Annotated in this window: 31 protein-coding genes; 1 reads left to right on the forward strand and 30 read right to left on the reverse strand. The window is 67.5% G+C overall.

Annotated elements, in window-relative coordinates; genetic code table 11:
- Positions 1 to 17: 17 nt before the first annotated feature.
- The 13 genes from FG99_RS09045 to FG99_RS09105 form a co-directional block, all read right to left on the reverse strand.
- Positions 18 to 1,025 carry an NAD(P)H-dependent flavin oxidoreductase gene (locus FG99_RS09045; RefSeq protein ID WP_051878640.1) on the reverse strand — a complete coding sequence of 336 codons (1,008 nt, stop codon included), beginning with the start codon at positions 1,023 to 1,025 and terminating at the stop codon, positions 18 to 20.
- A gap of 80 nt (positions 1,026 to 1,105) precedes the next feature.
- Positions 1,106 to 1,564: a MarR family winged helix-turn-helix transcriptional regulator gene (locus FG99_RS09050; RefSeq protein WP_034076300.1), complete on the reverse strand. Its 459-nt coding sequence runs from the start codon at positions 1,562 to 1,564 to the stop codon at positions 1,106 to 1,108.
- Positions 1,561 to 1,986: an organic hydroperoxide resistance protein gene (locus tag FG99_RS09055; protein ID WP_043268942.1), complete on the reverse strand. Its 426-nt coding sequence runs from the start codon at positions 1,984 to 1,986 to the stop codon at positions 1,561 to 1,563. Before FG99_RS09055 ends, FG99_RS09050 begins: the two co-directional genes overlap by 4 nt.
- Before the next feature lie 101 nt (positions 1,987 to 2,087).
- Positions 2,088 to 3,131, reverse strand: coding sequence for a zinc-dependent alcohol dehydrogenase family protein (locus FG99_RS09060; RefSeq protein WP_034076304.1), 1,044 nt, complete (start codon positions 3,129 to 3,131; stop codon positions 2,088 to 2,090).
- A 201-nt stretch (positions 3,132 to 3,332) separates the two neighbouring features.
- Entirely contained in the window at positions 3,333 to 3,635 is a 303-nt protein-coding gene (locus FG99_RS09065; RefSeq protein WP_034076332.1) for a putative quinol monooxygenase, read from the reverse strand.
- A 76-nt stretch (positions 3,636 to 3,711) separates the two neighbouring features.
- Positions 3,712 to 4,104, reverse strand: a complete 393-nt coding sequence (locus tag FG99_RS09070; protein WP_043268944.1) for an Ohr family peroxiredoxin — start codon at positions 4,102 to 4,104, stop codon at positions 3,712 to 3,714.
- A 158-nt stretch (positions 4,105 to 4,262) separates the two neighbouring features.
- Positions 4,263 to 4,604 carry an alpha/beta fold hydrolase gene (locus FG99_RS09075; protein WP_034076308.1) on the reverse strand — a complete coding sequence of 114 codons (342 nt, stop codon included), beginning with the start codon at positions 4,602 to 4,604 and terminating at the stop codon, positions 4,263 to 4,265.
- Between the two features lie 4 nt (positions 4,605 to 4,608).
- A complete protein-coding gene (locus FG99_RS09080) occupies positions 4,609 to 5,229 on the reverse strand; it encodes an SDR family NAD(P)-dependent oxidoreductase (RefSeq protein WP_167543650.1) in 621 nt (206 codons plus the stop codon).
- A gap of 234 nt (positions 5,230 to 5,463) precedes the next feature.
- On the reverse strand, positions 5,464 to 6,126 hold the full coding sequence (locus FG99_RS09085) for an aldehyde dehydrogenase family protein (protein WP_256204841.1): 663 nt from the start codon (positions 6,124 to 6,126) through the stop codon (positions 5,464 to 5,466).
- Positions 6,127 to 6,249: 123 nt separating this feature from the next.
- A complete protein-coding gene (locus FG99_RS09090) occupies positions 6,250 to 6,513 on the reverse strand; it encodes a GNAT family N-acetyltransferase (RefSeq protein WP_023105833.1) in 264 nt (87 codons plus the stop codon).
- Between the two features lie 35 nt (positions 6,514 to 6,548).
- A complete protein-coding gene (locus tag FG99_RS09095) occupies positions 6,549 to 8,978 on the reverse strand; it encodes a TonB-dependent siderophore receptor (RefSeq protein ID WP_177330897.1) in 2,430 nt (809 codons plus the stop codon).
- 111 nt (positions 8,979 to 9,089) lie between these two features.
- Complete coding sequence (locus FG99_RS09100) at positions 9,090 to 10,076, reverse strand: FecR domain-containing protein (protein WP_023105835.1); 987 nt, start codon at positions 10,074 to 10,076, stop codon at positions 9,090 to 9,092.
- A complete protein-coding gene (locus FG99_RS09105) occupies positions 10,073 to 10,588 on the reverse strand; it encodes a sigma-70 family RNA polymerase sigma factor (protein WP_023105836.1) in 516 nt (171 codons plus the stop codon). The genes FG99_RS09100 and FG99_RS09105 overlap by 4 nt, the downstream gene beginning before the upstream one ends.
- 345 nt (positions 10,589 to 10,933) lie before the next feature.
- Here FG99_RS09105 and FG99_RS09110 point away from each other — a divergent pair, with 345 nt between their 5' ends.
- On the forward strand, positions 10,934 to 11,809 hold the full coding sequence (locus FG99_RS09110; protein ID WP_051878643.1) for an IS110 family transposase: 876 nt from the start codon (positions 10,934 to 10,936) through the stop codon (positions 11,807 to 11,809).
- Between the two features lie 257 nt (positions 11,810 to 12,066).
- On the opposite strand, the gene hypE is transcribed toward FG99_RS09110, so the two are convergent.
- The 17 genes from hypE to FG99_RS09195 all read right to left on the reverse strand — a co-directional run bounded on the left by hypE (position 12,067) and on the right by FG99_RS09195 (position 26,175).
- Positions 12,067 to 13,098: a hydrogenase expression/formation protein HypE gene (gene hypE, locus FG99_RS09115; protein ID WP_269465861.1), complete on the reverse strand. Its 1,032-nt coding sequence runs from the start codon at positions 13,096 to 13,098 to the stop codon at positions 12,067 to 12,069.
- Between the two features lie 29 nt (positions 13,099 to 13,127).
- The gene (gene hypD / locus FG99_RS09120) at positions 13,128 to 14,258 is read right to left on the reverse strand and encodes a hydrogenase formation protein HypD (RefSeq protein ID WP_023105839.1); all 1,131 of its coding nucleotides are present in this window, start codon (positions 14,256 to 14,258) and stop codon (positions 13,128 to 13,130) included.
- Positions 14,255 to 14,488 (reverse strand): HypC/HybG/HupF family hydrogenase formation chaperone, encoded by a 234-nt coding sequence (locus FG99_RS09125; protein WP_031630801.1) that lies wholly within the window; start codon positions 14,486 to 14,488, stop codon positions 14,255 to 14,257. Before FG99_RS09125 ends, hypD begins: the two co-directional genes overlap by 4 nt.
- On the reverse strand, positions 14,479 to 15,651 hold the full coding sequence (locus tag FG99_RS09130; RefSeq protein ID WP_051878645.1) for a Kae1-like domain-containing protein: 1,173 nt from the start codon (positions 15,649 to 15,651) through the stop codon (positions 14,479 to 14,481). The genes FG99_RS09125 and FG99_RS09130 overlap by 10 nt, the downstream gene beginning before the upstream one ends.
- A complete protein-coding gene (gene hypB / locus FG99_RS09135; RefSeq protein WP_051878648.1) occupies positions 15,644 to 16,597 on the reverse strand; it encodes a hydrogenase nickel incorporation protein HypB in 954 nt (317 codons plus the stop codon). Before hypB ends, FG99_RS09130 begins: the two co-directional genes overlap by 8 nt.
- A gap of 21 nt (positions 16,598 to 16,618) precedes the next feature.
- Positions 16,619 to 16,966, reverse strand: coding sequence for a hydrogenase maturation nickel metallochaperone HypA/HybF (locus FG99_RS09140; RefSeq protein ID WP_023105843.1), 348 nt, complete (start codon positions 16,964 to 16,966; stop codon positions 16,619 to 16,621).
- On the reverse strand, positions 16,959 to 18,041 hold the full coding sequence (locus FG99_RS09145; RefSeq protein ID WP_043268948.1) for a hypothetical protein: 1,083 nt from the start codon (positions 18,039 to 18,041) through the stop codon (positions 16,959 to 16,961). Before FG99_RS09145 ends, FG99_RS09140 begins: the two co-directional genes overlap by 8 nt.
- Complete coding sequence (hybE, locus tag FG99_RS09150; protein ID WP_023105845.1) at positions 18,038 to 18,517, reverse strand: [NiFe]-hydrogenase assembly chaperone HybE; 480 nt, start codon at positions 18,515 to 18,517, stop codon at positions 18,038 to 18,040. Before hybE ends, FG99_RS09145 begins: the two co-directional genes overlap by 4 nt.
- Positions 18,510 to 18,734 (reverse strand): rubredoxin, encoded by a 225-nt coding sequence (locus tag FG99_RS09155; protein ID WP_023105846.1) that lies wholly within the window; start codon positions 18,732 to 18,734, stop codon positions 18,510 to 18,512. The genes hybE and FG99_RS09155 overlap by 8 nt, the downstream gene beginning before the upstream one ends.
- A complete protein-coding gene (locus tag FG99_RS09160) occupies positions 18,731 to 19,588 on the reverse strand; it encodes a hydrogenase expression/formation protein (protein WP_023105847.1) in 858 nt (285 codons plus the stop codon). Before FG99_RS09160 ends, FG99_RS09155 begins: the two co-directional genes overlap by 4 nt.
- A gap of 14 nt (positions 19,589 to 19,602) precedes the next feature.
- Complete coding sequence (locus FG99_RS09165; RefSeq protein ID WP_023105848.1) at positions 19,603 to 20,085, reverse strand: thioredoxin domain-containing protein; 483 nt, start codon at positions 20,083 to 20,085, stop codon at positions 19,603 to 19,605.
- Positions 20,082 to 20,405 carry a HypC/HybG/HupF family hydrogenase formation chaperone gene (gene hypC, locus FG99_RS09170; RefSeq protein ID WP_023105849.1) on the reverse strand — a complete coding sequence of 108 codons (324 nt, stop codon included), beginning with the start codon at positions 20,403 to 20,405 and terminating at the stop codon, positions 20,082 to 20,084. The genes FG99_RS09165 and hypC overlap by 4 nt, the downstream gene beginning before the upstream one ends.
- Before the next feature lies 1 nt (position 20,406).
- Positions 20,407 to 21,045: a HyaD/HybD family hydrogenase maturation endopeptidase gene (locus tag FG99_RS09175; RefSeq protein ID WP_023105850.1), complete on the reverse strand. Its 639-nt coding sequence runs from the start codon at positions 21,043 to 21,045 to the stop codon at positions 20,407 to 20,409.
- Positions 21,042 to 21,725 carry a Ni/Fe-hydrogenase, b-type cytochrome subunit gene (gene cybH, locus FG99_RS09180; protein WP_023105851.1) on the reverse strand — a complete coding sequence of 228 codons (684 nt, stop codon included), beginning with the start codon at positions 21,723 to 21,725 and terminating at the stop codon, positions 21,042 to 21,044. The genes FG99_RS09175 and cybH overlap by 4 nt, the downstream gene beginning before the upstream one ends.
- A gap of 60 nt (positions 21,726 to 21,785) precedes the next feature.
- The gene (locus FG99_RS09185) at positions 21,786 to 23,642 is read right to left on the reverse strand and encodes a nickel-dependent hydrogenase large subunit (RefSeq protein ID WP_023105852.1); all 1,857 of its coding nucleotides are present in this window, start codon (positions 23,640 to 23,642) and stop codon (positions 21,786 to 21,788) included.
- Between the two features lie 23 nt (positions 23,643 to 23,665).
- The gene (locus tag FG99_RS09190; protein ID WP_081884599.1) at positions 23,666 to 24,751 is read right to left on the reverse strand and encodes a hydrogenase small subunit; all 1,086 of its coding nucleotides are present in this window, start codon (positions 24,749 to 24,751) and stop codon (positions 23,666 to 23,668) included.
- 383 nt (positions 24,752 to 25,134) lie between these two features.
- On the reverse strand, positions 25,135 to 26,175 hold the full coding sequence (locus tag FG99_RS09195) for a HoxN/HupN/NixA family nickel/cobalt transporter (protein ID WP_023105854.1): 1,041 nt from the start codon (positions 26,173 to 26,175) through the stop codon (positions 25,135 to 25,137).
- Between the last annotated feature and the right edge of the window lie 146 nt (positions 26,176 to 26,321).

Genomic DNA, 26,321 nt, shown 5'->3' on the forward strand with positions numbered 1-26,321 from the left:
GGTGTGGGAAAGTCATGTCACCCGGCGCATTCCGCCAGGTGCCCCAGCGTGGTCGGGCCGTTCGTCGCAGGCGCATCATGAAACGGCCGGGCCAGCTCCAGCACGACCTCCCTGGCGGGAACGATGCTGGCGATGCCGCCGGCGGATTCAGAGACGCAGACGATGCCGTTGTCCAGATCGCCATCGAGCATGCCGGTTTTGGTCGCCGCGATGCCGTCGGATTCTGTGGCGCCAGCCCCCGGTTTCGGTGCGATGATCCGAGCCATGGCACCGGGCGTGCCCGCTTCGATGAGGTCTTGTGAGCGCACGTCTAGAATCGCCTGCTTGGCCGCTGCCGCAGCTGGTGATTCATCGGTCATGATGAAGCGCGTACCGGCGTAGATGCCTTCCGCGCCCGCAGCATGCGCCGCTGCCGCTGTTTTTCCATTGTAGATGCCGCCGGCTGCGATCACGGGAATGCGCAGTACGTCAGTGATCTGCGGCAACAGCACCAGCGTGCTGATCCGGTGCGCGCTGAGATGCCCGCCCGCCTCGTGGCCGGTGACGATAAAGGCGTCTACGCCCGCCTGCTGCGCTTGCAGGGCATTCTCGACGGTGGGCGACAACTCCCGATGGACGACGGTGATACCAGCCTCTTTGAACGCGCGGATGTAGTCCAGGCCTTTGCCGATGTCCTGGCCGACCGTGATCACGACCCTGACCTTTTCTTCAAGAATGACCTTCAAAAGCGGTTCGGCATAGAGGTAGCTGATGTCCACGCCCTCGATCGGCAGCAGGAAATTCACCGCAAAGGGCTTGCCCGTCAGGCGCCGCGTCTTGCGGATTTCATTGCGCAAGCGCTCGGCCGTCTCGCCGGGATCGGTGGTTTTGGTGGTCTGCCCGGCATTGGGACCGAGCACGCCCATGCCCCCGGCCTCCGACACTGCGGCAACCAGGTTGGCGGATGTCAGCCAGACCATCGGCGCCTGGATCACCGGATGCTCGATCTTCAAAAGTCTGGAGACACGTGTCTCGTTGGAAGACATTTCTATTACCTCGAATGTGTGTTGTCTCTTGTCGCTCCTGGCACCGGGCCGGCTGCAAACGGATTTGGCGAGAGCGTTGGCTATACCACGCCGGCAAGCCTGACAACGAACGCCTGGGCTTGGGCGCGCAACTGCTCTCCCTCCTCTGCGACCAGGCCGGTGCGCTCGGCGAGCGCTTCGGGGATACGCCGCACCTCATCGTACAGCGCCCATCCATGCGCGGTCGGGGCGGCGAAAACGCGCCGCTCGTCAGCGACGTCACGCCTGCGGACGATCAGCCCGGCTTCCTCCATCCGTTTGAGCAGCGGGCTGAGCGTGCCGACGTCGAGGTGCAGGCAGCCGCCCAGCTCGCCCACGGAAACCTCCTCGCGCTCCCACAGCACCAGCATCACCAGATACTGGGAATAGGTCAGGCCCAGGGGCTTCAACAGCGGCCGGTAGAGCCGCTGCAGCAGGTTGGTCGCCGCATAGAGGGGAAAGCAGAGCTGGCGATCGAGATGAAGCAGATCCTCGTCGCGCCCCCGCTCGGATGCCGTCATCGCGTCTTCACCGACAGGGCCACGTCGATGTTGCCGCGCGTGGCATTGGAGTACGGACAGACCTTGTGCGCCTCGGCAACGATTGCTTCGGCCGCCGCCTGGTCGACCCCGGCGATGGTGACGTCGAGCGCCACGGTCAACGTGAAGCCGCCGCTGCCGTTCGACTCCATGCCGACAGTTGCCGCGACTTCGATGTCGTTGTCGCGGACCTTCGTCTCCTTGTTGCGGGTGATGTGGATGACGGCGTTGCCGAAGCAGGCCGCATAGCCAGCCGCGAACAGTTGTTCGGGATTGGTCGCCCCGCCCTTGCCGCCAAGCGCGGCAGGCAGGGACAGGGGTAGATCCAGAAGGCCGTCGGTGCTCTTGACGGTGCCGCTGCGGCCGCCTATGGCGTTGACTGTCGTGCTGTAGAGTGTGCTCATGTGTTTCTCCTGATCAAATTCATTAACTGCCAGCCAGGTTGTGGCTGGCCATATATCCTGGAAGCGCTTGCCGGCAGGCAAGGCTCCGTCTTGTCAGTGCCTTACTTCGCGGCCTTGAGGATCACCTTCATGGCTTTCTCCTTCGCCGCTGCGCCGAAGACCTCGTACGCCTTCAGAATGTCGTCCAGCGCGAAGCGATGGGTGATGAGCTGGGCCGGTGAGATGCCCCCGGCCTGAAGCGTCTTCAGCAGCATGGGCGTGGTATTGGTGTTCACAAGGCCCATGGCGATGGTGATGTTCTGAAGCCAGAGCTTCTCCACGTGCAGCTCGACGGGCTTGCCATGAACGCCGACATTGGCGATGCGCCCGCCGGGGGCTATGGTCTGCTGGCAGATATCGAACGTTGTGGGAATGCCGACCGCCTCGATCGCCACGTCGACACCGACACCGCCCGTCATTTCCATGAGCGTTTCGACCGCCTTGCCATCGGCAACGTTGATCGTGTCAGTGGCACCGAATTTCCTTGCGACTTCAAGCCGGTTGGCATCGGTGTCCAGCATCACAAGCCGCCCCGGCGAATAGAACTGCGCCGTCAGCAGTGTGGCCATGCCGACAGGCCCGGCGCCAACGATGGCGACGACATCGCCCGGCTTCACCTGGCCCGCGAGGACGCCGATCTCGAAGCCGGTCGGCAGGATGTCGGACAGCATGACAAGCGCCTCTTCGTCCGTGCCGTCCGGCACCGGGTAAAGGCTGTTGTCGGCGTGCGGAATGCGCACATATTCGGCTTGGGTGCCGTCTATCAGATGGCCGAGTATCCAGCCGCCATCTGCGCAATGGGAGTAGAGCTGGCGCTTGCAGTTCGGACACGAGCCGCAGGAGGTGACGCAGGAGATCAGCACCCGGTCGCCCTTCTTGAAGTTGCGCAGGGCGCTGCCGGTCTCCTCGACAATGCCGACGCCCTCGTGGCCGAGCGTCCGGCCCGGCGTGACGGCGGGTACGTCACCCTTGAGAATATGCAGGTCGGTGCCGCAGATCGTGGTGTTGGTGATCCGCACGATGGCGTCGGTCGGCTTCTCTATAGCGGGTTTTTCCTTTTCTTCCCACGCCTTCTGACCAGGCCCCTTGTAGACGAGTGCTTTCATACCTTTGTACTCCATTGTGGTTTGCTGGATGCCGTCTTGACGATCAGCTTTGCAATTGCAGAATCAATGGCGGGATTTCGCCGCCGCTCAGCCGGAAGATGCAGTCGACTAAAGAAATTGGTCATTGGGTTCTTTCGCCCTTTTCGAAGGTGAAGCCCGGTGCCAGAGAATCCGACGGGACAGAATTCCGCAAACACAGCCTCACCCGGACAACTTGCTGGCAAGCACCTGCGCCTTCTCGATGCTGGGTGGCTCAGACAGCAATTCTCCGGCCCTGGCGAGCAGGGCGGCGGCGACCTTGCCCGCCAGATGCGCTTCACGCCCGGCCTCATCGGGGAAGGCGTCGAAAATGGCGAAGGTGCTGGGACCGAGGCGCAGGCCGAACCATGCGGCGGTGGCTGGCTCATCGAGCACGAGCGTCAAGCCCGCCTCCAGGAACGCCTCGACCTCCTGCTCTTTTCCGGGCCGAGCCTCCAGACGAACGAACAACGCAGTTTTAAGCAGGCTCATGATCAAGAAACTCCTTGACGTTTGGGGTGGGCTGGGTGTCGCACGGGCCCCGGCCCGCGCGCCGATGGCGTCATCGCGTTTTCACCAACAGGGCCACGTCGATGTTGTCACGGGTCGCATTGGAATACGGGCAGACCTTGTGCGCCTCGGCAACGATTGCTTCGGCCGCCGCCTGGTCGACCCCGGCGATGGTGACGTCGAGCGCCACGGTCAACGTGAAACCGCCGCTGCCGTTCGACTCCATGCCGACAGTTGCCGCGACTTCGATGTCGTTGTCGCGGACCTTCGTCTCCTTGTTGCGGGTGATGTGGATGACGGCGTTGCCGAAGCAGGCCGCATAGCCAGCCGCGAACAGTTGTTCGGGATTGGTCGCCCCGCCCTTGCCGCCAAGCGCGGCAGGCAGGGACAGGGGTAGATCCAGAAGGCCGTCGGTGCTCTTGACGGTGCCGCTGCGGCCGCCTATGGCGTTGACTGTCGTGCTGTAGAAGTGTGCTCATGTGTTCCTCCTTGATTTATTGGTAATATATAGCAAGCAATAATATTGCTTGCTATATATTTGGGCGTTCGCCGTACACGGGAGTTTTGGCAGGCCGTCCTCGCCGGCAGCCTCAAGGTGGCTTACTAAGGCAAAGGCGGCCGTGGCTCTTGGTTGTGCCGTCGTTTACGCACAGCGCGGTGCCCAGTGATCGTAATGCCCAGGTGTTCTACCAGGGCCAACAAATCCCAGAGGTAGGCGTCGTAGGTGTAGGTGCCCGACGGGCACCATTGGCTATCGCCGTGACCGCGCAGGTCGGGGGCGATGATGCGCCAGTCCGCGCACAACCGCTCCGCGACCCAATCCCAGTTGCGGCAGTGGTCGCGGCCGCCGTGCAGGAGCAGCAGTGGCCGGGCTTTGCTATCGCCCCACTCGGCGTAGTGCAGACGCAGCCGTTGCGACTCGAAGAGGTTCGCGCGGGGAGCCATGGTGTCAGCGGGGGTACTGGGCGTCGTCGACGTGCTGGCAGATGCCGGTGACGAACTCGGAGGCCGGCGACACCAAGTAGAGCAGGGTGCTGTCCAGTTGTTCCGGCAAGCCGGCGCGCTTGCGTGACAGGCGCTCGACCATGTGCTCGCGGAAGCGCGCCAGGTGCTCTTCGGTCATCTCGGTCTCGAACAGCCCCGGCGCGATGGCGTTGACATTGATGCCGTGATTCGCCCACTCCAGCGCCAGCGCTTCGCTCATGCGGATCACTGCGGCCTTGAGCGAACAGTAGAGTGCCGCGCCCATGCCGCTGCTGTAGTGCAGGGCGCCGCCCGAGAGGAGGTTGACGATGCGTCCCGGTCGTCCGGCGGCGATCAGGTGCCGGGCCACTTCGGTGGCGACGATGAAGGGCGCGCGCAGGTTGGTGGCGAAGAGCTCGTCCATCGCCGCCAGCTCCATGTCGAGGGCTGTGCCGCTCTGCCCGATGCCGGCGTTGTTGACCAGGATGTCGATGCTGCCGTACGCCTGGGTCAGCTCGCGTATGCGTACCGGCAACGTGGCGGCGTCGCGCAGGTCGAGGACTTCGACCATGGCCTGACCGCCGCTGGCGGTAATCGCCTCAGCCACTTCCGCAAGCGGTCGCGGCGGCGGCCGCAGAGGATCACCCGCGCGCCGGCCGCAGCCAGTACCCGAGCGAAGCGCCGCCCCAGACCGCTGCCGGCACCGGTGACCAGGGCGAGTTGGTCGAACAGGTCGACGTGCAGGGGCACGCCCGCCTTTGCAGATGCGTCGTTCATGCGGTTGTCTCCAGAGTGCGGGCGCGACAGCGAGCCTGGGGACTCGCTGTCGCGTGGGGAAGGGTCAGGCGGACTTGGGAATGAAGATGGATTTCGGCTGGGTGAACTCCATCAGGCCGGCGACGCCGTTCTCCACGCCGAGGCCGGACTGCTTGTGGCCACCCAGCGGCACCATGGGCGAGGACTCCAGGTTCTGGTTGATCCACACGGTGCCGGTCTCCAGGCGCTTGGCGATCTCCACCGCGCGAGCCACGTCCTTGCTCCACACCGCACCGGCCAGGCCGTAGTCGCTGGCGTTGGCTCGGGCGATCACCTCGTCGACGTCGCTGAAGCGCAGCAGCGGCAGGATCGGGCCGAAGGCTTCCTCGACCACCACGCGGGAATCTTCCGGCGGGTTATCCACCAGGGTCAGCGGCATGAAGTAGCCGCGCTCAGGTACCGCAGCGCCTTCGAGCAGCACCAGGCCGGCGTCGCGGGCCTCGTCACGCAACTGTAGCACGCGGCGGTACTGCGGCAGGTTCTGGATCGGCCCGAACAGCACGCCCGGCTGCATGCAGTCGCCGATCGGCAGGGTCTGCGCCAGTTGGTGCAGCTTGTCGCGCGGGCGCTCGTAGATGCTTTCGTGGATGTACAGGCGCTTGCACGCCACGCAGACCTGGCCGCTGTTGAAGAAGGCGCCCATGAACAGCTTCAGCGCCACTTCGTCAACGTCCACGTCCGGCAGCACGATGGCCCAGGCGCGTATAGAACCCTTGTGCGGTGAGTGACGCAGGTACCTTGAGGCAGGCGACGCCCACCGCCCGCGCCCGTTCTTCGACGGCGGCCATCAAGCGGGCACCGATGCATGCCCCTACCACGCGGGGTCGACGAATACACTGCGCACCACCGCACGGTCGAGGCTGGCGGTGCTGACCGCCTGGCCATCTTCCAGGGCTACGAACACCTCGCGGCGGGCGATCAGCCTGCGCACGGCGTCGACGTCGAAACTGCGCGCCACCCGCTCGATCACCGAGGCCGGGTAGTCCTGCGCAGTGCTCTGGCGCAGGCTGCGCAGGATCACCGCACTGATGGCGGGGGCATCTTCGGGGCTGGCGCGGCGGAGCGTGGGCGACATCGTGCGGTCCTTGCATCGGGTGGCGGGCAGTTCGCTCAGAAGCTGCCCTTGAGCGTGACCATGAAGTTACGCGGGTCGCCGTAGTAGTTCATGGTCAGGCGGTCGCCAATCGTTTGGTAGTACTTCTTGTCGAACAGGTTGTTGCCATTCAAGGCAACGCTCCAGTGCTCATCCAGGTGGTACTGGATCCGACCACTCCAGATTGCATAGCCGGCCTGCGCACTCTTCACCGAGTTGGACAACCGGTAGATGTCACTCTGCGCAGTCACCCCACCACCGACGCTAAAATCGCGCAGTGCACCGGCCAGCTCGTAATCGCCCCACACCCGCAGCAGGTGGCGGGGCACCAGGGTGTTGTAGGTGTCGCCATCGGAAGCGGCGACGTTAACGTTACGCACGGCACTCAAGGTCTTGGTCTGGGTGTAGGTGTAGCCGGCCAGTACCTGCAGACGCTCGATCGGCGAGCCACTCATTTCCAGCTCGACCCCCTGGGCACGGACCTTGCCCGTGTCGTAAGAGCAGTTGCATGAACTGTCCAGCGCGCCGGCCGCATGTTCCTGGTAAGCCTGGAACAGGTTGGCGGTGCCGTTAAGCGCGCCATCGAACCATTCGCCCTTGATCCCCAGTTCGTAGTTCTTTCCCGTTTTGGGCGGAAGTGGCTTGCCATCGGCATCGACATAGGACTGCGGCTGGAACACATCGGCATAGCTGGCGTAGACAGTCAGATGCGGGTCGATGTCATAGAGCAGCGCAGCGAAGGGAGTGACCTGGCCAGTCTCGGTCATGCGCGAGGTGCTGACGCTGCCATAGGACTTGTTGTCGTTGTAGTAGTCGTACCAGCTCACCCGGCTGCCCAGCACCAGGGTGAGCGGCTCGGCGAGCTTCAGCCGCAGGTTGGCATACGCACCGGTCTGCTTGATATCGGTCTTGCTCGGGTAGGGCCAGCCACCACGATAGGAGTTGGCGATAATCTCACTGTCGGACGGCTCAGCCACTTTGCCGGGGTCGAAGGCATCGATGGTGGTACCGGTCAGACGCTCCAGTGCCCACACGTCATTGCTGCGCGAGCGACTGGTATTGGCGCCAAGGGTCAGCTCATGCTCCAGGCCGAAGGCGCGGAATTTGCCATCGAGGAAGCCATCGAAGCCGTAGTCGGTCTGGTCATAGTCGAAGAGCCCGGCAAGCGGGGTCAGAGCGCCATTGTCGCTTCCCACGGCTACGGTGCTGAACACCGCGCCCTGCAGGTACTTCATATCCTGGGTGTTGTGCGTGTAGATGGCGGAGAGCTTGGCGCGCCAATCATCGTTGAGCCGCTGGCTGATATCGGCCCAGACGGTGTTGCGCTTGCTGTCCCAGGTGTTCCAACTCGCGCCCAGGCACGTGGAACGGCTGAGTTTCAGGTCGCTACCATCGGCGTAGCGAGGCAGGCCGCCCCAGCAGGGAGTGGCATCGACACGTTCGTAGGCAAAGCCGATACCGGCGGTAGTATCGGGCGTGAAGTCATAGTCCAGCGCAGCGTAGGCGATATCGTCGCCGCGCTTGGCGATGTCGTAGAAATACTGGCGGTCCTGCTTAGCCACCACAGCCCGGCCACGCAGGGTGCCATCCGCGTTCAGCGGGCCACCGACATCGACCTGGCCACGATAGTTGTCCCAGGAGCCGCCCTGCAGGGTGACCGACGCCGTCGGCGTAGCCTGGCCACGCTTGCGCACCAGGTTCACCGCACCAGTGGGCGTACCGGCGCCCTTCATCATCCCCGAGGCACCCCGCAGAATCTCCACGCGGTCGTAGACGGTCATGTCAGCGCCGAAGCTGTTGGCTTGTACGTAGCTGCTGCCGATATCCAGCGGGACGCCGTCGTACTGGTACGGCGCATCCATCTTGAAACCACGCGAGTAGAAATACTGCCCGGCCATGGGCGAGCCGGACACGGTGATACCCGGGGTCTTCTCCATCACCTGATCGATGGTGTTGAGGTTCTGGTCATCCATCAGTTTGCGGGTGATCACCGTCACCGACTGGGGGGTTTCCTTGAGCGTATGCGCGCCCTTGCCGATGGTCAGCGCGCCGGTGGTGTACGAGCCGGTGCCCTCGGTGGTTTCGCCCAGCGCCGCCGCGTTCACCGTGGTGGCGCCCAGCTCCAGCGTGTCGCCCTCGGGCGTGCGCTCGACGGTCAGCGTGCCGTTCTCGGTGGTGCGCAGTTGCAGGCCACTGCCCTGCAAGGCCCGGCGCGCCGCGGCTTCGGCGTCGAAGTCACCGTCTACCGCATGGCTGGCACGGCCGCGTACCAGCGCCGGGTCGGCGACGATGCTGCGCCCACTCTGCCGGGCGATTTCGCGCAGGGCCTGGTCCAGGGGCTGGGCCGGCAACTGGTAGTGCTGCGAGGCCGGTTCGGCGAACGCGCCGGGCATGGCCAGGGCGATGGCCAAGGCCAGCGGCATCGAGGGGCGAAGTGAGGTGCGCATGAGGCGGTCGTTCCTTGAGGTTCGGAGAAAAATTTCCTCCTTTGTCGAACGAGCGGAAAAATCCCCTCACGCGATCACAACTTTTTTCAGCCCCGCTGTTCAGCCACGGTTTCAGGCCAGGTCGATGAGGGTCAGCGGGCCATAGTGATCGACACGGATCGGCAACACCTGCGCCAGGGATTGCAGGGCGCGCTCGGTGTCATCCAGCGGGAACACGCCGAACACCCGCAATGCCGCGGCCTGCGGGGTGATCCGCAGCAGGCCGTAGCGATACGGGCGCAAGGCATCGACCACATAGCCCAGGGCTTCGTCCTGCACATCCACACGGCCTTGCAGCCAGGCATCCAGGCGCCGGGACGACGTACCCTTCGGGTCAAGGCGCAAGGCATCGAAGCGCAGCGTCTGGCCACTCTGCAGTTGCCCGGACTGCCCCGAGAGCGTGCTCACCTGCGCGCTGCCGCGCATCACGCTGACCCAGGCGTGCCCCGCCTCCTGCGCCACCACGAAGGTGCCGGCATGGCTGCTGACGCGGCCTTCGGCGCACTGCACGACGAAGGCCCGGCGTGGGTCGTCCGCCACCTCGATGCACAACTCGCCCTGATGCAGGCGCACCTGGCGCTGCGTTGCGCTGATGTCCACGTCGACCGTGGTCCGCGCATTGAGCGTGAGGAGGCTGCCGTCGGCCAGGGTAATGCGCCGACGCTCGGCAGTGCCGCTGTAGTAGTCGCGGATCAATCCCTCCAGCGGCATGCGCCGTTGCAGCGTCAGCACGCCGGGCAGCCCGGCGAGCAGCAGCAGCGCTGTACCGCCGCGCAGCAACCGGCGACGCTCCAGCGACACGCCGGACTGGCGCAGCACGCCGGTAGCGACCTGCTCGCTGCCGGGTATCTGCCGGTGCGCATCGGCCAGCCTGTCCAGCGGCTGGGCCAGCGCGCCGGTGACCGAGGCCCAGGCCTGGCGGTGTTCGGCACTGCTCGCCAGCCAGGCTTCGAATGCGCCACGGTCAGCCGGCTGGGCCGTACCGGAGTCGAGCAGCACCAGCCAGTCGATGGCCGCCTTGATCGCCTCGGGCAACCGTCCTGCGGCTGCCTGGCTCATGGCTGCCCGCCGAGGCTGGCCAGGTAGCACTGGGTCACCGCGCGGCGTATCCAGCGTTCGATGGTCGCCACCGACACGCCCAGACGCTCGGCGATCTCCGGGTGGGTGAGGCCTTCCAGGCGATTGAGCAGGAAGGCATGGCGGACCTTTTCCGGCAGGCCGTCGAGCATGTGGTCAACCGCCGCGATGGCCTCGCGCAGAACAGCCAGGTCTTCTTCCGACGGCGATACGACTTCCGGCAGGCCGGCCAGGGCATCGAGGTAGGCGCGCTCCAACTCGTTGCGCCGCCAGAAGGAGCACAGCAACCGCTTGGCCACCAGGCAGAGAAAGGCCCGGGGCTCTTGCAGGGCATCACGTTGCGGGGCTGTCCAGGTACGCAGGAAGGTGTCCTGGGTGAGGTCGGCGGCATCGGCATGGCAGCCCAGCCGCCGCCACAGCCAACCATGCAGCCAGCGGTGGTTGTCGGCATAGAGCTGCTGGAAGGTGTCGCGGGACGTGGAGGAGTCGGGCATGATTGTGGCGAATTACTATCAATTGCGTCACATTCTCATCTCACCTGACCAGCCTTGGCAAGTATCCCAGTCTCCACGTCGCAGTGGCAACGAGTTGCGCGGGGGAAAAGATCGTGGGCATGGCCCACTTGTATGGCGTTAGGGTAGGAACCTGTCGAGGGTGGAGGGACAAGGCCCTCTTCTGCAAGCCAGACAGACGGTAGGAGACTTCCCCCGCCCACGCGCTCACCACAAGCGCCGATAAGGAATCCTTCGGTTGAGTAGCCGCTCAAACCGACAATACCGGTAAGCCTGCGCTATGTGAGCCCCCGACAGGTCGCTCCATCTTCAGCGTCGGAGAGCTCTATGACAAGCCAAACTGCGGTGATTGGAATTGATGTGGCCAAGGAGTCGCTGAGCATCTGTGGTGCCCCTGCGGGCGAAGTGTTCGAGCTGCCCAACGAGTCGTGTTCAATCAGGAACTGGCTCAAGACCCTGCCTTCTGGCTGTTCGATCGCGATCGAAGCGACGGTGATCTACCATGTCCTGGTCGCGACTCTGACCCATGCACGGGGCCATCGGATCTACGTCATCAATGGTTATCGCCTGAGCAATTACCGCCAGGGAATTGGTGGTCGAAACAAGGATGATCGCAGCGATGCTCAGCTGCTGGCCCGCTATCTGGCCCACGAGCAGGCGCAATTGGGTCCCTGGCAGCCGCCGAGCAAGGTATACAGCCGGCTGCAGGCCATGTTGCATCGGCGTGCCGTCGTCGTTCGTAGTGCGACCTCTCTGCGCCAAAGCTTCTCTCAGGACCGAGAGCTGGCCAGCGAGTTGAAACCCGTGCTCAAGCGCATGGCCACCCTGGAGAGGAGGCTGGAAGACGCGATCCAGTCAACGCTGGACGAAGCCGGACTGACAGCCCAGAGCAAGCGCTGCCAGAAAGTCGAGGGTATCGGGCCGCTGACCGCAGCCGCCTTGAGCATGGCATTCCTGCGCGGGAGCTTCCGCAACAGCGATGCGTTCATCGCCTTCATAGGTCTGGATGTGCACCTGAAGGAATCGGGTCGCTACAGTGGCCGGCGCAAGCTGACCAGGCAGGGAGACCCGGAAATCCGCCGGTTATTGCACAGCATCGCCATGTCCGCAGCCCGCACGCAGCGCTGGCAATCGATCTATCAAAGCTACCTGGCGCGCGGCCTGAAAAAGACTGAGGCGCTGACCATTCTCGCCCGCAAATAAGCCCGTATTGCCTTTGCCCTGATGCAGACGCAAACAGCCTATCGACGCCCCGAACCGGAGGCAGCGTTGGCATAGAATCTTAACGCTCTCGTGGCATTCCTGCCGCTCGCCCCTCTGCGTGCTACCTGCACTCGGCCGACCGATGGGACGGTTCGCGCGTCGGGGGTTCTGGGGGGATACATTTCAGATGGGGAGGTATCGCCCTTGGGCGTACGCCCGCTGTTTTCGAATACCAGAGCCCGCGAATTGTGGCTGGGTCAGCAGATGCGCGGCAGTTGTTCGCCGGCCAGCCAGTCGACGATGCGCCGCCCGCCGAAGCGGGTGTGCATCTGCACGAAGCCGTGGCTGTCCTCGACCACCTGGCCGATGCGCGCGGCACGGGTGCCCAGCGGGTGGGCGTGCAGGGTCTGGAGCAGGGCCCGGGCGTCCGGCTCGGCGCAGATGATCACCAGCTTGCCTTCGTTGGCCACGTACAGCGGGTCGAGCCCGAGCAGCTCGCAGGCGGCCTCGACCTGGGGCAGCACCGGAATGGCGGCCTCGTCGAGGAGCATGCCTACGCCGGACTGTCCGGCGATCTCGTTGAGTGTGGTGGCCAGCCCGCCGCGGGTCGGGTCGCGCAGTACGCGCAGACCCGGTGCCACGGCCAGCAGTTCGGCGACCAGACCGTGCAGGGCGGCGCTGTCGGACGCGATCTTTGTTTCGAATTCCAGCGATTCGCGTTGCGAGAGGATGGCCACGCCGTGCTCGCCGATGCTGCCGGACACCAGGATGACGTCGCCAGGGCGGGCGCGATGGCCGCCGGTGTCGATGCCGGCGGCGAGCGCACCGACCCCGGTGGTGCTGATGAACACGCCATCGCCCTTGCCGCGCTCGACCACCTTGGTGTCGCCGGTGACGATGGCCACCCCGGCCTCGCGGGCGGCGCGGCCCATGGAGTCGGCGATGCGCTTGAGCGCGGCCAGGGCGAAGCCTTCTTCGAGAATGAAACTGGCGGCCAGGTACAGAGGCCGGGCGCCACAGACGGCAACGTCGTTCAGGGTGCCGTGCACGGCCAGGCTGCCGATGTCGCCGCCGGGGAAGAACAGCGGCGAGATCACGTGCGCATCGGTAGCCATCACCAGGCGCTCGCCGGGCCCGGGGGCCGGCAGTGTGGCGCCATCGTTGCCCTGGCGCAGCCAGGGGTTGTCGAAGGCACGCAGGAAGAGTTCCTCGATCAGTTGCGCCGAGGCGCGGCCACCGGCGCCGTGGGCCATCTCGACCTGGCCGTCGCGCAGGTTCAGCGGGCGCACATAGCCGCGTTTGACAGGGGCGCGAGCGTTCATACGGCGTGTACCTCGATGTCCTTGTAGCGCCCGTAGGCGTAGTGCGCTGCACAAGCGCCCTCGTTGGAGACCATGCACGAGCCGACCGGGTTTTCCGGGGTGCAGACGCTGCCGAACAGGCGGCAGTCGATGGGCCGCTTCTGCCCGCGCAGGATCGGCCCGCATTCGCAGGCCTTGTGGTCGGGCACCGACTGGTAGTGCAGGGCGAAGCGCGCTTCGGCGTCGTGCCGGGCAAAGGCCGGGCGGATGCGCCGGGCGCTGGCCGGCATCTCGCCCAGGCCGCGCCACTCGAAGCTCTCGCGCAGCTCGAAGACTTCTTCCATGAGCGCCTGCATGGGCCGGCTGCCGGCCTCGCTGACGGCGCGGATGAATTCGTTCTGCACCTCGGCGCGCCCGTCGTTGACCTGCTGCACCAGCATGAGGATGGCCTGCAGCACGTCCAGCGGTTCGAAGCCGGCGATCACCACGGGCTTGCGGTAGCGCCGGGCGAACTCGGCGTAGGGCGCCGCACCGATCACCACGCTGACGTGCGCCGGGCCGATGAAGCCGTCCAGGGCCACCGCCTCGCTGGCCGGGGTGTCGAGGATGTGCGCGATGGCCGGCGGGGTCAGCACGTGGCAGCAGAGCACGCTGAAGTTGTCCAGCCCGCGCCGGGCCGCCTCGCGGATCACCAGCGCGGTGGGCGGGGTAGTGGTTTCGAAACCGACGGCGAAGAACACCACCTCGCGGGTGGGGTTGGCCTCGGCGATCTTCAGCGCATCCTGCGGGGAGTAGATCATGCGGATGTCGCCGCCGCGGGCCTTGGCGCGCAGCAGCGAGAGCCCGTCGGAGGCCGGCACGCGCAGGGTATCGCCGTAGCTGCAGAGGATCACCCGCTGCTCCAGGGCCAGGCGGATGGCCAGGTCGATGCGCCCGATCGGCAGCACGCAGACCGGGCAGCCGGGGCCGTGGATCATGCGCACGTTGCCCGGCAGCAGGTCGCTCACACCGTAGCGGGAAATGGCATGGGTGTGCCCGCCGCAGAACTCCATGAAGCGGTAGTCGCGTTCCGGCCGGGCGGCTTGGGCGATGCGTGCGGCGATCTGTCGGGCCAGTTCGCCATCGCGGTATTCGTCGATGTACTTCATAGGTCCTGCGCCGGGGCCAGGCCCAGTTCGTTGAACATTGCCAGGGTGCGGCGGGCTTCCTCCGGGTCGATCAGGCCGAGGGCGTAACCGACATGCACGATCACGTAGTCGCCGACCTGTGCGCCGCTGACCAGCGCCAGCGAGATTTCCTTGCGGATGCCGCCCAGGTCGACCAGGGCCTGGTCGTTGTCGCGCAACTCGACCACTTCGGCGGGGATGGCTAGGCACATGCGGGAATATCCTCCAGCGGCAGCGCCGCGTGGCCGCTCGGGGCAGCCCAGTGCGCGGCGACCCAGGCCTGGCCCAGGGCCAGCCCGGCGTCGCCACAGGAAACGCTCTGCGCAGTGAATACACGCCGCCCCTGGGCGGCCAGATGCTGGCCAAGCCGGGCGCTGAGCAGACGGTTGGCAAAGCAGCCGCCGCCGAGCAGCACCGGCAGGTCGCCCCCCTGGCGTGCCAGCCAGTCGGCCAGTGCCGCGGCCAGCGCCAGGTGGAAGAGCGCCGCGCCTTCGGCGGCGCGGCCCTGGTCGGCCAGTTCGAACAGGCGCGCGAGCAGCGGCAGCAGGTCCAGGCGGCCGTTGTCGCAGACCTGCCAGAGGCCCTCGGGCGCTGGCGCCGGGTGGCTGGCCAGGTAGTCGCTGGCCGCGCGTTCCAGGGCAATGGCGGCTTCGGCTTCAAAGGCCTGGCGCAGGCTCAGGCCGAGGATTCCGGCGGCGGCATCGAACCAGCGCCCGGCACCGCTGCTGGGCGGGCAGTTGAGCCGACGTTCGAGCATGCGTGCCACGGTCGCGGCGGCCGGCGCGCCGACCTGCGGGGCCAGCCGTGCCTCGATCTCCTCGCCGCGGCCGAGCAGGTGCAGGCTGGCGGCCACCAGGCGCCAGGGTTCGCGGGCGGCGCTGTCGCCACCGGGCAGCGGCAGCGCCCGCAGCGCGCCGAGGCGACGCCAGGAGGAGGCCTCGACGCGCAGCAGTTCGCCGCCCCAGGCCTGGCCATCGCAGCCCAGGCCGACCCCGTCCAGGGCCAGGCCGAGCACCGGCCCGGCCAGCCCGTGCTCGGCCTGCACGGCGGCGATGTGCGCGTGGTGGTGCTGCACCGCCAGTGCCGGTATGCCCAGGCGTGCGGCGCTGTCGAGCGCCAGCCGGGTGCTGTGGAAGTCCGGGTGCAGGTCGTGGGCGATCAGCCGGGGCGGGGCTTCGGCGTGCGCCAGCAGTTGCTCCACGGAGGCTTCCAGGGCCAGGCAGTTGGCCGCCTCGCCAAGGTCGCCATGCACCGGCGACCAGAGCACCCGGTCGCCCTGCAGCAGGCAGGCGCTGTTCTTCAGCCAGGCCCCACAGGCCAGTACCGGCGGCCAGACCGCCGCGAGCGGCAGGCGTTGCGTGTGCAGCTCAGTCATGCCGGCACCCCAGCGATACGTGTTCGCCGGGTTGGCCAGGGTGCCGGGCCCGGCCGTCGAGCAGCCATTCCAGCCACGCCGGCATGCCGCTGCCATCGCGGGCGCTGAGCTGGATCACGCGCAGCCGCGGGTTGACCCGGTGGGCGTAGTCCAGGCAGCGCTGCACGTCGAAGTCCAGGTGCGGCAGCAGGTCGGTCTTGGTCAGCAGCATGAGGCTGGCGGCGGCGAACATGTCCGGGTACTTCAGCGGCTTGTCCTCGCCCTCGGTGACCGAGAGGATCGCCACCTTGGCGGCCTCGCCGAGGTCCCACAGGGCCGGGCAGACCAGGTTGCCGACGTTTTCGATGAACAGGATGCCGGCCGGCCCTGCCGCGGTGAGCGGCCGCAGGGTGCCGAGCCGGCTGCCCGCCGCCGGTGGCGCCAGGCGTGCGGTCGGCTGTCCATGGCCGTGCCCACGGGCGTGCACGGCATGGTGCAGCGGCAGGCGGGCATAGGCCTCGGCGACCATGCGCGCGTCCAGGTGGCAGCCCTTGCCGGTATTGACCTGGATCGCCGGCACCCCGGTGGCGCGGATACGTTCGGCGTCGTGGCTGGTCTGCTGATCGCCTTCGATCACTGCCAGCGGCAACTGCGCCTGGCGTTGGCGCAAGGCCTGCAGGGTGGCGCAGAGCAGGGTGGTCTTGCCCGAGCCGGGGCTGGAGACCAGGTTGAGTGCGAGCACGCCATGGCTGTCGAAGTCCTGGCGGTTGCGCGCGGCGTGGCGGTCGTTCTCACCGAGCACGTCCTGCTCCAGGCGAATGGTGCGCGATTGGCTCACGCCGGGCAGCGAGACGCCGGCGGCGCCCTGCCCGTAGTGCAGGTCGGCGCTGGCATTCAGGCCGGCGTCGGGCGCTGCGGGAGTGTGGGAGTGGGATGGGCCGCCGGAGCAGCCGCAGACGACGCACATGGCGTTTCTCCTGTGGCGAATTCAGTAGTCCTCGACCTGCAGGTCGAGGATGCGCAGTTCGGTGCCGGCGGTGGGCTGCAGCCAGAAGCCACCGCAGTGCGGGCAGGCAGCGCCGCGCTGCGGCAGGGCGACGTGGGTGGCGCAATCCAGGCACCAGGCCTGGCCGTCGGGCTGTTCGATCTCGATGTGCGCGCCATCGAGCAGGCTGCCGGGGGCAATGGCCTGGAGGGCGAAGCGCAGGGCTTCGACTTCCACCCCGGCGAGCTGGCCGGCTTCCAGGCGCAGGCGGCTGACGCGGACGAACGGGTCCTGGCGTGCGGCGTCTTCGACGGCGGCGAGTATGCCGCCGGCCAGGCTGACTTCATGCATGCGGATAGGCTCCTGAGTCGCTTGCCGAAGGGGCGGGCCGCTCGGGCGCGCCGACCTCGATCTGGTAGGCCAGGCACGGATCGTAGACCGCCAGCAGCAGTTCGGCCTGGCGCCGTGCCGAGCTGTCGCAGGGCAGTGCCTCCAGGGCACGGGCCAGTGCGCCGCGAGGATGCAGGTTCCATTCGGTGGGCGCCAGTATCTGGTAGTCGCAGATGCGCGGTTGCGGGCCATGGGTTTCCACGTGTACGCGGTGCAGCAGCAGGCCGCGCGCAGTCTCGCACCAGGCCAGGGCCTGGCCCTCGGCAATGGCCAGGGCGCCCAGGGCCAGCGGGCGCGGGTGTTCCAGGCTGAGTTCGGCAAGGTCGGCCAGGCGCGCCCCGAGGCGCAGCCAGGCGTTGTCGCAGACCGGCGACGAGGCCGCGTGGGCGCGGGTCCAGGCGCCGGTTTCGCAGGGCTGCCCGGCCAGTTCCGGGCGCCGCACGAAGCCTTCGCGGCGTTGCAGGTCGTGGGCGATGCTGCGCAGGCTGCCGGCTTCCAGGGGCAGGGCGCGCAGCGGCAGGGCCAGGGCTTCGGCGCGCTGGCGGCACGCGCTGAGCAGGCGCGCCAGCCAGTGTTCGCGGCCGTCGCTGAAGGTCTGCAAGGCGCCGCGCGGGTCGTCGTACCAGGCGCGCAGCCAGGCCTGCGGCGATACGCCGAACCAGGCGCGCGGGTCTTCGCCCAGGTGGGCGCCGAGCGCGGCGCTGTGATTGCCGGGGCTGGCCAGCAGGCGCGGCCAGTCGAGCACGATATGCCGCTGGTGCTCCCGACGCACCTCGGCGTGCAGCGCCTGGCGCGCCGCCTCGCTGGCTTCGGCGTGGCCGTGGCGCGCGGCCTGCACGGCCAGTTCGGCACTGAGCCGGTGGGCCTGCCCGCACAGGCTGTAGAGCAGCGGCAGGCGCTGCGCCGCGGCCTGCCAGGGTTGCCCGCGCAGCAGCCGGCCAGCCAGCGGCGGCCGCCCACCGGAAAGCGCCGGGCGTTGGCCGGGGCGCACCTGCAATGACCCGGCCAGGCGCGACACCGCCTGCTCCAGGCTCATCGCGCGGCCTCGCGCAGGTGGCCGAACAGCAGGCGCCGGCGGCCCAGCGCCGGGCCTTCGGCCGGGGTGCCGCGGCGCAGCAGGGCGAGCACCTGGAGCGCGGTGTCGCGGGCGCTCTGCGGGTCAGCGAATTCGAACATCGGCGAGAACAGCGAGCAGCTCTGGTAGGCGCCGAAGACCTCGTCATGCGCGGCGATGAAGCCCAGTTGCTGGTCGCCGATGCGGTATTCGCGCGACTCGCCTTCGCGTGGCCGGGGCTGGCCCGGGTCGGGCAGCCAGATCAGGTTCATGCACCAGGGCGTGACGAGCACCCCGAGCAGGCCGCTGCCGGCCTCTGTGCCGAGGCTCTGCGCGGCGAAGCCGACGGCTTCCACGCCGAGCGCGGGGTTGAGCAGCGGCAGGCCGCGCATGCGTGTCGCGGCGATCTCGCTGAAGCGCCGGGCCAGCGCCTCGGCGCGCGGGGTCGGGTCAGTCATCGAGCACCATGAACTGTTCGGCCTCGCCGTCGCAGTGTGGGCAGCGCCAGTGCTCGGGGAGTTGGGCGAAAGGTGTGCCCGGAGGAATCTGCCACACCGGGTCGCCCTCGGCCGGGTCGTACACCCACCAGCAGATCTTGCATTCCAGGCGTGTGTCGTCGGCCAGGCGCGCGCGGTCGCCCAGGTAGCTGCCTTCGAAACCTGCGCGCGCGCTCATCGCGGAACCTGCGCGCATTCGCCTTCGAACCACTGGATGATGTCTTCGAAACGTTCCAGCGAGTCGGCGATGTCTTCCGGGGCGGCGAGCACCACTTCGGGCAGGTCGGTGACTTCGATGGTGTCGAGGATCAGCGCATCCTGCGAGTTGAAGTAGCGCACCCGCCAGCAGTTGGCCACCTCGGTGCTGTTGATCCGGCAGTTGCCGTAGCCGCGCGCCAGCACCAGCACCGGGCCTTCGCCCAGGCGCGCATCGAGGAACGGCACATCCTGTTCGGAGAGCGGCAGCAGGCTGAGGTTGAGCACATGGGCGGCGTCGCCGGGTTGCCAGCGCGCGCTGCGGTCCTGCAGTTCGGTGAGGATGGCCGGGGCGTTCATCACCCCGTCCGGCAGCGGCAGGCACGTGGCGAAGGCTCGCGCGCAGGTGTCGATGCGCGCCGCGCGGTGCAGCACGGCCGGCGCCGGGGCCACGTCGATATGGTCATGCTCGTCGCCGAAGACCCGCCACACCCCGGCGAAGATCGATTCCTGGATACGCACCCCGGCACCGATGCGCGCACTCACTTCGCCTTCGCCGAGCAACTGGTCGAGCAGCGTCCGGTCGGCCGCGCTGCAGCGCCGCAGGTCGAGGCTCGGCGGGCAGTCACCGGCATGCCGGCTGCGCAGCATATGGAGGATTTCACCGAGCATCTGCCGCGCACCGGGCGCGGCATCCAGCACTTCGGGCTCGGGCAGTTCCGGCAGCGAATGGGTGTACATGCCCTGGGGCATGCTGATGTATTCCAGCACCGCGTCGTCCTCGGGTTGCGAGCCGGGGCCGATGTCGGTCAGGGGGATGTACAGCAGCGGGTCCATGGGTGTGGCTCCGTTCATTGGCAACCTCCAGGGGCGCGCGGCGGCTCGTCGGCGCGCAGCGGGATCAGCGCCTGGCGCTGTTGCAGGGCGGCGCCGGCCAGGTGCAGGTAGGCGTCCCAGTCGCGCATGCCGTCGATCTGGGTCACGTAGTGGCCGTCGCGCAGCCAGATGATGCTCGGCCAGCGGCGCAGGGCGAAGCGCTCGGCCAGCGCCGCTTCGTCGTCGCGGCGGCCCACGCCCAGGCGCAGGTGGCAGGCGTGACGCGTGCTCAGGGCCCGGCACAGCTCCGGCAGGATGACCGCCACGTCGAGGCATTCCGGGTAGCGTTGCGGGTCGCCGCAGAGCAGCAGCAGGGCCTCGCCGGGCGCGTGCAGCCAGGCGTCGAGGGTGTCCAGCCCGACCCAGTTGGCGGCGTGCTGTTCGACCAGGCGGGCGATCAGCGGCGGCACTGCCGGGGGGGCGGGCAGGGGGGCTATGAAGGCGGCGGATTCGCTCATGCGGGCTCCTTGGAAACGGGTTGGCCGAGCAGCCCGGCCAGTTGCTCGGCGCTCATGGCCGAGGGCAGGGCGAACGCGGCGTCAGTCTGTGCCTCGCCGTTCAGGGCGGCGTCGAGCAGGGCCAGGGTGGCGTCGATTTCCGCGGCGCGGGCGGCATCCAGGTGCTCGCGGGCGGCGTCGATGAACACCAGCAGCCAGTCGCCGGGCGCGCATTCGCCGACCAGCGCGGTGTCGATCCAGCGCTGGCGGGCATGGCGGTCGATGCACAGTGCCGCGCCCGGGCGGGTGGCGAGTATCTGCATGGGCAGGCCGATGCACATGTCAGTTGCGCCGCGCCAGGATGCGCTCGTCGCCGACCCGGCAGGCGTCCTCTTCGCTGGGGCGTTCGCGCTCGTAGCGCGCCAGCTCCAGGTGCAGCAGGGTCACCGCTTCGTCCTCGGGCAGCGCCTGCGTGCGCGGCCGTGGCGCGCCGCCCCAGTCCTGCAGGACTTCAAGGGCAGCCTCCAGGGCCAGTTCCAGGGCGGCCTTCACGCAGGGCCGCAGGCTGCCGCCATAGTCGTCCATGTACTCCGGCTGGCAGCCCATCAGCAGCACCCGCTGCGGGTACTGGCCAGTGAGCTGGGCGAGCATCAGCACTTCCTGGAAGCCGGTCTGGTGCAGGCTCAGTTTCTTCACCCCGAGAAAGCGCGGCACGTCGTCGTTGGCGACGAATTTCAGCGTGCCGGGGGCCATGTTGTAGTCCACCGCATCGAAGATCAGCAGGTAGTCGGCCTGCTGCACGTGCTGGATCAGGTACAGGCCCTGGGTGCCGCCATCGATGAGGGTCACGTGGTCGGCGAACTGGTAGCGCTGCTGCAGTGCCTCGACGCAGCGCACGCCGAAGCCTTCGTCGGCCCAGAGCAGGTTGCCGATGCCGAGCACGGTGATGCGCGGCGGGGTGTCAGGCAGGGTCGCGTTCATTTCTTGAAGGCCTTGTAGCCGGAGACGATGCTGCCGATCAGGCTCAGGCGGCCGCAGATTTCCTCGCGCACGGCGGCATACACGTGCAGCAGGATGAACAGGATCAGCAGCCACATGCCCAGGTGGTGGAGGATGTGCACGTTGTTCGACTGGCCGAGCAGCGGCAGCACCCAGCCGAACGCGCGCTGCTGCCAGGAACCCATCTGCGCGCCCTCGCCGTACAGGGCGAAGCCGGTCACCAGCATGAACAGCGAGGTGAGCAGGAAGACGAAGACCATGGCAAAGCGCGACAGCGGGTTGTGGCCGAAGGTCGGCGCCGGCACCGGGCCGATGAACAGGTAGTAGCGCAACCAGTCGGCGAACTCGCGCCAGTAGGCGCGCCGGCTCAGCGGCACCCAGAACAGCTCGCGGGCATGGTGGTTGCCGACCAGCGCCCAGTAGGTGCGGCCGATCAGGCCCACGGCGAACAGGTAGGCGGCGGCGAAGTGGGCGAAGCGGATATAGCCCATGAGGAAGTTGGCGCTGGCCTCGCCCGGCTGGGTCGGCAGCGGTGAGCCGATGAAGTAGCCGGTGATCGCCAGCACGACGATGCACGCGGCGTTGATCCAGTGCCACAGGCGCACCGGCGCCTCGTAGACGTATTCGGAATGCCCGCTGGCGCGGGCCGGATGTTCAGACATAGTCGTCACCTCGGATGCGCCGGGCGCGCGCAGGCGCCCGGCGATTGGCTGCGGGCCGCTTCAGCGCACCGTGACCGTGCTCAGTTCGGCGCCGTCCTCGCTCATCACGTGGGTCGCGCAGGCCATGCAGGGGTCGAAGGAATGCAGCGTGCGGAGGATTTCCACCGGCTGCTCGGCGACGGCGACCGGGGTGTTCATCAGCGCCGCCTCGAAGGCGCCGATCTGCCCCTTGCTGTCACGCGGGCTGCCGTTCCAGGTGCTGGGCACCACGCACTGGTAGTTCTCGATGCGCCCGTCCTTGATGCGTATCCAGTGGCCCAGCGCGCCACGCGGCGCGGCCACGCTGCCCACGCCCTTGGCCTCGGCGGGCCAGGTCTTCGGGTCCCACTTGTCGACGTTGGCGGTGGCGCGGTCACCGTTGCGGATGTTGCCCATCAGCTCGTTCCAGTCGTCGACCATCATCTCGGCGCAGTACTCGGCTTCCAGTGCGCGGGCCAGGGTGCGGCCGATGGTGCTGGGCAGCAGTTGCCTGGCGCTGTAGTCGGTGGTGTTCAGGCCCAGGGCCCTGGGCAGGTCGAGGTTGACCGCCTGCAGCGAGCTTTCCAGCTGCTGCCGGACGCGCTGGCAGTGCGGGTTGCCCTGACGCGCATGGGCATAGCCGAGGATGTAGCGGGCCAGCGGGCCGACCTCCATGGCATGCCCGCGCCAGCGTGGTGACTTGACCCAGGAGTACTTGGCGCTTTCGTCGACTTCCTCGATGGCGGTGCGCGTGCCCTTGGTCCGCGCGCCCAGCTCGTAGTGCGGCTCGGTGATGCCGTCCCACGGGTGCAGGCCCTTGTCGTTGTCCGGGTACTGGTACCAGGAGTGGGTGACGAACTCCTGCACCTGTTCCGGGTCGCGCACGTCCACCGGGTGGATTTCGTCCCAGTTGCCATTGAGGATGGCGCCACCGGGCAACTGGTGGGTGCGCTCGTCGTAGTTGACCTTGGCGTAGGTGCCGTAGTCCATCACGTTGCTCGCCGACAGCCCGCCGCCGTGCAGCCAGCCCTTGTCCTTGTAGAGGGTGCCGATGGCCAGCACGTCGGGCACGTAGACGTTGCGGCAGAACTCCAGCGCCTCGTCGATGCGCGCCCGCACGAAGTTCAGGCGCTCCATGTTCAGTGGTGCACCGGCGGCGAGGTCGCCATCGAGGTTGATGGCGCACGGCACCCCGCCGACCAGGTAGTTGGGGTGCGGGTTCTTGCCGCCGAAGATGGTGTGGATCTTCACCCATTCCTTCTGCAGGTCGAGGGCTTCGAGGTAGTGGGTGACGGCCATCAGGTTGGCCTCCGGCGGCAACTGGTAGGCCGGGTTGCCCCAGTAGCCGTTCATGAACGGCCCGAGCTGGCCGCTCTCGACGAATTTCTTCAGGCGGTTCTGCACGTCGCGGAAGTAGCCCGGCGAAGACTTCGGATGTGCCGGCGAAACCAGTTGCTGCAGGGCCGAGGTGGCCTTGGGGTCGGCCTTGAGGGCCGATACCACGTCGACCCAGTCCAGCGCGTGCAGGTGGTAGAAGTGCACCGCGTGGTCGTGCACCTGCAGGGTCTTGGCCATCATTTCGCGGATCAGGTGGGCGTTGGGCGGAATGCGGATATCCAGCGCATCCTCCACCGCGCGCACCGAGGCCAGGGCATGGCAGCCGGTGCAGACACCGCAGATGCGCTCGACGAAGGCCCAGGCGTCGCGCGGGTCGCGGCCCTTGAGGATGACTTCGAGGCCGCGCCACATGGTGCCGGTGGACACCGCATTGCGGATCACGTTGTTGGCGTCGAGGTTGACCTCCACGCGCATGTGGCCCTCGATGCGGGTCACCGGGTCGACGACGATGCGCCGGCCGCTGTTGTCCAGGTCGAACCCCTGGGTCGAATAATTGCTCATGCTTCAGGCTTCCTGTACTGCGTTCAGGCGTCGTGCGTGGAGGTGCGTGCCGAGCCGCTGCCGGCCCGCTTGATGGCGGTCACCGCAGCGTGCGCGGCAATGGCCGCGCCTACGGTGCCGGCGGCGGCCAGGCCGATCTGGTCGGCATTGGCTTCCACGCCGAAGGCGCTGATGTCGGTCAGGTGCTGGTAGAACGAACCCTTGTCCCAGAAGCCTTCCTCGGAGCAGCCGATACAGCCGTGGCCGGACTGGATCGGGAAGCTGGTGCCACCGTTCCAGCGCACGGTGGAGCAGGCGTTGTAGGTGGTCGGGCCCTTGCAGCCGACCTTGTACAGGCAGTAGCCCTTGCGCGCCGAATCGTCGTCCCAGGCCTCGACGAACTGGCCGGCGTCGAAGTTCGGCCGGCGGTAGCACTTGTCGTGGATGCGCTGGCTGTAGAACATTTTCGGCCGCCCCTGGCGGTCCAGTTCGGGGATGCGGTCGAACGTCAGCATGTAGGTGATGACCCCGGTCATCACCTCGGCGATCGGCGGGCAGCCGGGTACCTTGATGATCGGCTTGTCGGTGATCACCTTGTGGATCGGCACTGCCTGGGTGGGGTTGGGCTTGGCCGCCTGCACGCAGCCCCAGCTGGCGCAGGAGCCCCAGGAAATGATCGCCTTGGCATCGCGCGAGACGCGCTTGAGCTGCTCGATGAACGGCTTGCCGCCGATGATGCAGCTCATGCCGTCCTGGTTCAGCGGCGGGTTGCCTTCCACCGCGAGGATGTAATTGCCTTTGTACTTGGTCATCACCTCGTCGAGGATGGCCTCGGCCTGGTGCCCGGCGGAGGCCATCAGGGTGTCGTCGTAATCCAGCGAGATCATCGACAGCACCACGTCCTTGGCCAGCGGGTGCGCGGAGCGGATGAACGACTCCGAGCAGCAGGTGCACTCCAGGCCATGCAGCCAGAGCACCGGGGTGCGCGGCTTGTTCTCCATGGCCCACGCGATCTTCGGCATGAAGGCCGGGCCCAGGCCCAGCGACGTGGCGGTCAGCGAGCAGAACTTGACGAAGCTGCGCCGCGATATGCCTTGCCGGCGCATCACCTCATAGAATGTTTCGGTCACCTGATTTCTCCTCGGCCAGGCTTGTCTTTCTCTTTCGAATGGCGTGCGCCTGCGCTTCTGGCGTGGCGTACGGGGCGACCACGGCGGACGGGTAGGCCGGCGCAGTCGTGGACTCACGGGAAGGGGTGCCGGCCCGCGCAAGCGATGGCGGGCGGACGGGGCGGAGCAATGCGGTGGGGCATTCGAAGGGCATGCCGGGTCATTACAAGACCTGTGCCATTGCGTCGCATGCCGGTGTTCGACCTTGGTCTAGGCCCGCCAGGCCCCGGCACGGGGGCTTTTGCGCCGGCCGCACAGGCGGCCGGGGCAGCTGGCTCGGCGGCAACTGGTCAGCAGGTTTCCAGTGCGAGGGGCGTGCTGGAAAACCGCTGACCGGTGCCGGCTCAGGCTGGCGTCGGGTCGAGGCGGTCGTAGCCTTTGTAGCGGTAGACGACCCAGGCCAGGGCCCAGGTGCTGACGAACAGCGCGACGATCAGGTAGCCGATCAGGCCGAACTGCTCGTTGAGCCGGGCGACCACGTCCCACAGGCCGCCTTCCAGGCCGAGTTGCCCGGCGAGCAGGTTCAGCGCTTCCAGGCCGCCGACCAGCAGCGCGACCAGCACCGAGGCCGACGTGATGGTCAGGTTGTAGTAGAGCTTGCGCGCCGGGCGCACCTGGGCCCAGCGGTAGGCGCCGGTCATCAGCACGCTGTCGGCGCTGTCGACCAGCGCCATGCCGGCAGTGAAGAGCGCCGGGAACACCAGGATCGAGAGCATCGGCAACTGCTGGGCGGCCTGGCTGGCGGCGATGCCGAGCAGGCCGATTTCCGTGGCGGTGTCGAAGCCCAGGCCGAACAGCAGACCCAGCGGGTAGAGGTGCCAGCCACGGCGGATCAGCCCGAACAGCGGCCGGGCCAGGCGCGCGAGCGGTCCGCTGCCGGCCAGCAGGCCGTGCAGCTCGGCCTCGCCGATCCGCTCGCCACGGCGCACCCGGCGGAAGGCCTGGTACACCGAGCGCAGGATCACCAGGTTGATCAGCGCCACCAGCAGCAGGAAGGCGGCCGACACCGAGGTGCCGATCAGTGCGCCGATGCCGTGGAAGGCCTCCAGCGCGCCTTGCAGGCGGCGGGCGCTGAGCGCGATCAGCGCCGAGGCGATGATCACCACGCTGCTGTGCCCGAGCGAGAAGTACAGGCCGACATGGGTGGTGCGCTGGCCCTCCTGGAGCAGCTTGCGGGTGGCGTTGTCGATAGCCGCGATATGGTCGGCGTCCAGCGCGTGGCGCAGGCCGAAGCTGTAGGCGAGCACGGCGCTGCCGAGCAGCAGCGGGTAGTCGTGGAAGGCCAGCAGGGCCCAGAGCCAGGCCAGGGCATTGCAGGCGATCAGGCCGATGAACAGGCCATAGGGGGCGGGTGTCGGTGGGCGGGGGGCAGCCGGGCGAGGCATGGAAACTCCAGCGGGGTGTATGAAAAAACCGAAAAACTTCATACAAGCCCTGTGCCAACCCGCTGCCGCCAGCCTCGGCGGGCCTGGGCGCGCTGCAGCTGGTCAGGCGCTTGCCAGCACGCTGGACGTACTGGTCAGGCGCTTTG

Source organism: Pseudomonas sp. AAC, assembly GCF_000725445.1.
Classification (GTDB): Bacteria; Pseudomonadota; Gammaproteobacteria; order Pseudomonadales; family Pseudomonadaceae; genus Pseudomonas; species Pseudomonas citronellolis.

What these genes read in the sequence shown, in the direction of transcription:
- FG99_RS09140 (WP_023105843.1), bottom strand. Translation starts at nt 16,966, where the DNA reads ATGCATGAAGTCAGCCTGGCCGGCGGCATACTCGCCGCCGTCGAAGAC.
- hybE (WP_023105845.1), bottom strand. Translation starts at nt 18,517, where the DNA reads ATGACTGACCCGACCCCGCGCGCCGAGGCGCTGGCCCGGCGCTTCAGC.
- FG99_RS09160 (WP_023105847.1), bottom strand. Translation starts at nt 19,588, where the DNA reads ATGGACCCGCTGCTGTACATCCCCCTGACCGACATCGGCCCCGGCTCG.
- FG99_RS09130 (WP_051878645.1), bottom strand. Translation starts at nt 15,651, where the DNA reads ATGACTGAGCTGCACACGCAACGCCTGCCGCTCGCGGCGGTCTGGCCG.
- cybH (WP_023105851.1), bottom strand. Translation starts at nt 21,725, where the DNA reads ATGTCTGAACATCCGGCCCGCGCCAGCGGGCATTCCGAATACGTCTAC.
- FG99_RS09165 (WP_023105848.1), bottom strand. Translation starts at nt 20,085, where the DNA reads ATGAGCGAATCCGCCGCCTTCATAGCCCCCCTGCCCGCCCCCCCGGCA.
- FG99_RS09105 (WP_023105836.1), bottom strand. Translation starts at nt 10,588, where the DNA reads ATGCCCGACTCCTCCACGTCCCGCGACACCTTCCAGCAGCTCTATGCC.
- FG99_RS09125 (WP_031630801.1), bottom strand. Translation starts at nt 14,488, where the DNA reads ATGTGCCTAGCCATCCCCGCCGAAGTGGTCGAGTTGCGCGACAACGAC.
- FG99_RS09050 (WP_034076300.1), bottom strand. Translation starts at nt 1,564, where the DNA reads ATGACGGCATCCGAGCGGGGGCGCGACGAGGATCTGCTTCATCTCGAT.
- FG99_RS09195 (WP_023105854.1), bottom strand. Translation starts at nt 26,175, where the DNA reads ATGCCTCGCCCGGCTGCCCCCCGCCCACCGACACCCGCCCCCTATGGC.
- FG99_RS09075 (WP_034076308.1), bottom strand. Translation starts at nt 4,604, where the DNA reads ATGGCTCCCCGCGCGAACCTCTTCGAGTCGCAACGGCTGCGTCTGCAC.
- FG99_RS09145 (WP_043268948.1), bottom strand. Translation starts at nt 18,041, where the DNA reads ATGAGCCTGGAGCAGGCGGTGTCGCGCCTGGCCGGGTCATTGCAGGTG.
- hypB (WP_051878648.1), bottom strand. Translation starts at nt 16,597, where the DNA reads ATGTGCGTCGTCTGCGGCTGCTCCGGCGGCCCATCCCACTCCCACACT.
- FG99_RS09185 (WP_023105852.1), bottom strand. Translation starts at nt 23,642, where the DNA reads ATGAGCAATTATTCGACCCAGGGGTTCGACCTGGACAACAGCGGCCGG.
- hypC (WP_023105849.1), bottom strand. Translation starts at nt 20,405, where the DNA reads ATGTGCATCGGCCTGCCCATGCAGATACTCGCCACCCGCCCGGGCGCG.
- FG99_RS09095 (WP_177330897.1), bottom strand. Translation starts at nt 8,978, where the DNA reads ATGCGCACCTCACTTCGCCCCTCGATGCCGCTGGCCTTGGCCATCGCC.
- FG99_RS09090 (WP_023105833.1), bottom strand. Translation starts at nt 6,513, where the DNA reads ATGTCGCCCACGCTCCGCCGCGCCAGCCCCGAAGATGCCCCCGCCATC.
- FG99_RS09110 (WP_051878643.1), top strand. Translation starts at nt 10,934, where the DNA reads ATGACAAGCCAAACTGCGGTGATTGGAATTGATGTGGCCAAGGAGTCG.
- FG99_RS09175 (WP_023105850.1), bottom strand. Translation starts at nt 21,045, where the DNA reads ATGAACGCGACCCTGCCTGACACCCCGCCGCGCATCACCGTGCTCGGC.
- FG99_RS09045 (WP_051878640.1), bottom strand. Translation starts at nt 1,025, where the DNA reads ATGTCTTCCAACGAGACACGTGTCTCCAGACTTTTGAAGATCGAGCAT.
- FG99_RS09100 (WP_023105835.1), bottom strand. Translation starts at nt 10,076, where the DNA reads ATGAGCCAGGCAGCCGCAGGACGGTTGCCCGAGGCGATCAAGGCGGCC.
- FG99_RS09155 (WP_023105846.1), bottom strand. Translation starts at nt 18,734, where the DNA reads ATGAGCGCGCGCGCAGGTTTCGAAGGCAGCTACCTGGGCGACCGCGCG.
- hypD (WP_023105839.1), bottom strand. Translation starts at nt 14,258, where the DNA reads ATGAAGTACATCGACGAATACCGCGATGGCGAACTGGCCCGACAGATC.
- FG99_RS09055 (WP_043268942.1), bottom strand. Translation starts at nt 1,986, where the DNA reads ATGAGCACACTCTACAGCACGACAGTCAACGCCATAGGCGGCCGCAGC.
- FG99_RS09060 (WP_034076304.1), bottom strand. Translation starts at nt 3,131, where the DNA reads ATGAAAGCACTCGTCTACAAGGGGCCTGGTCAGAAGGCGTGGGAAGAA.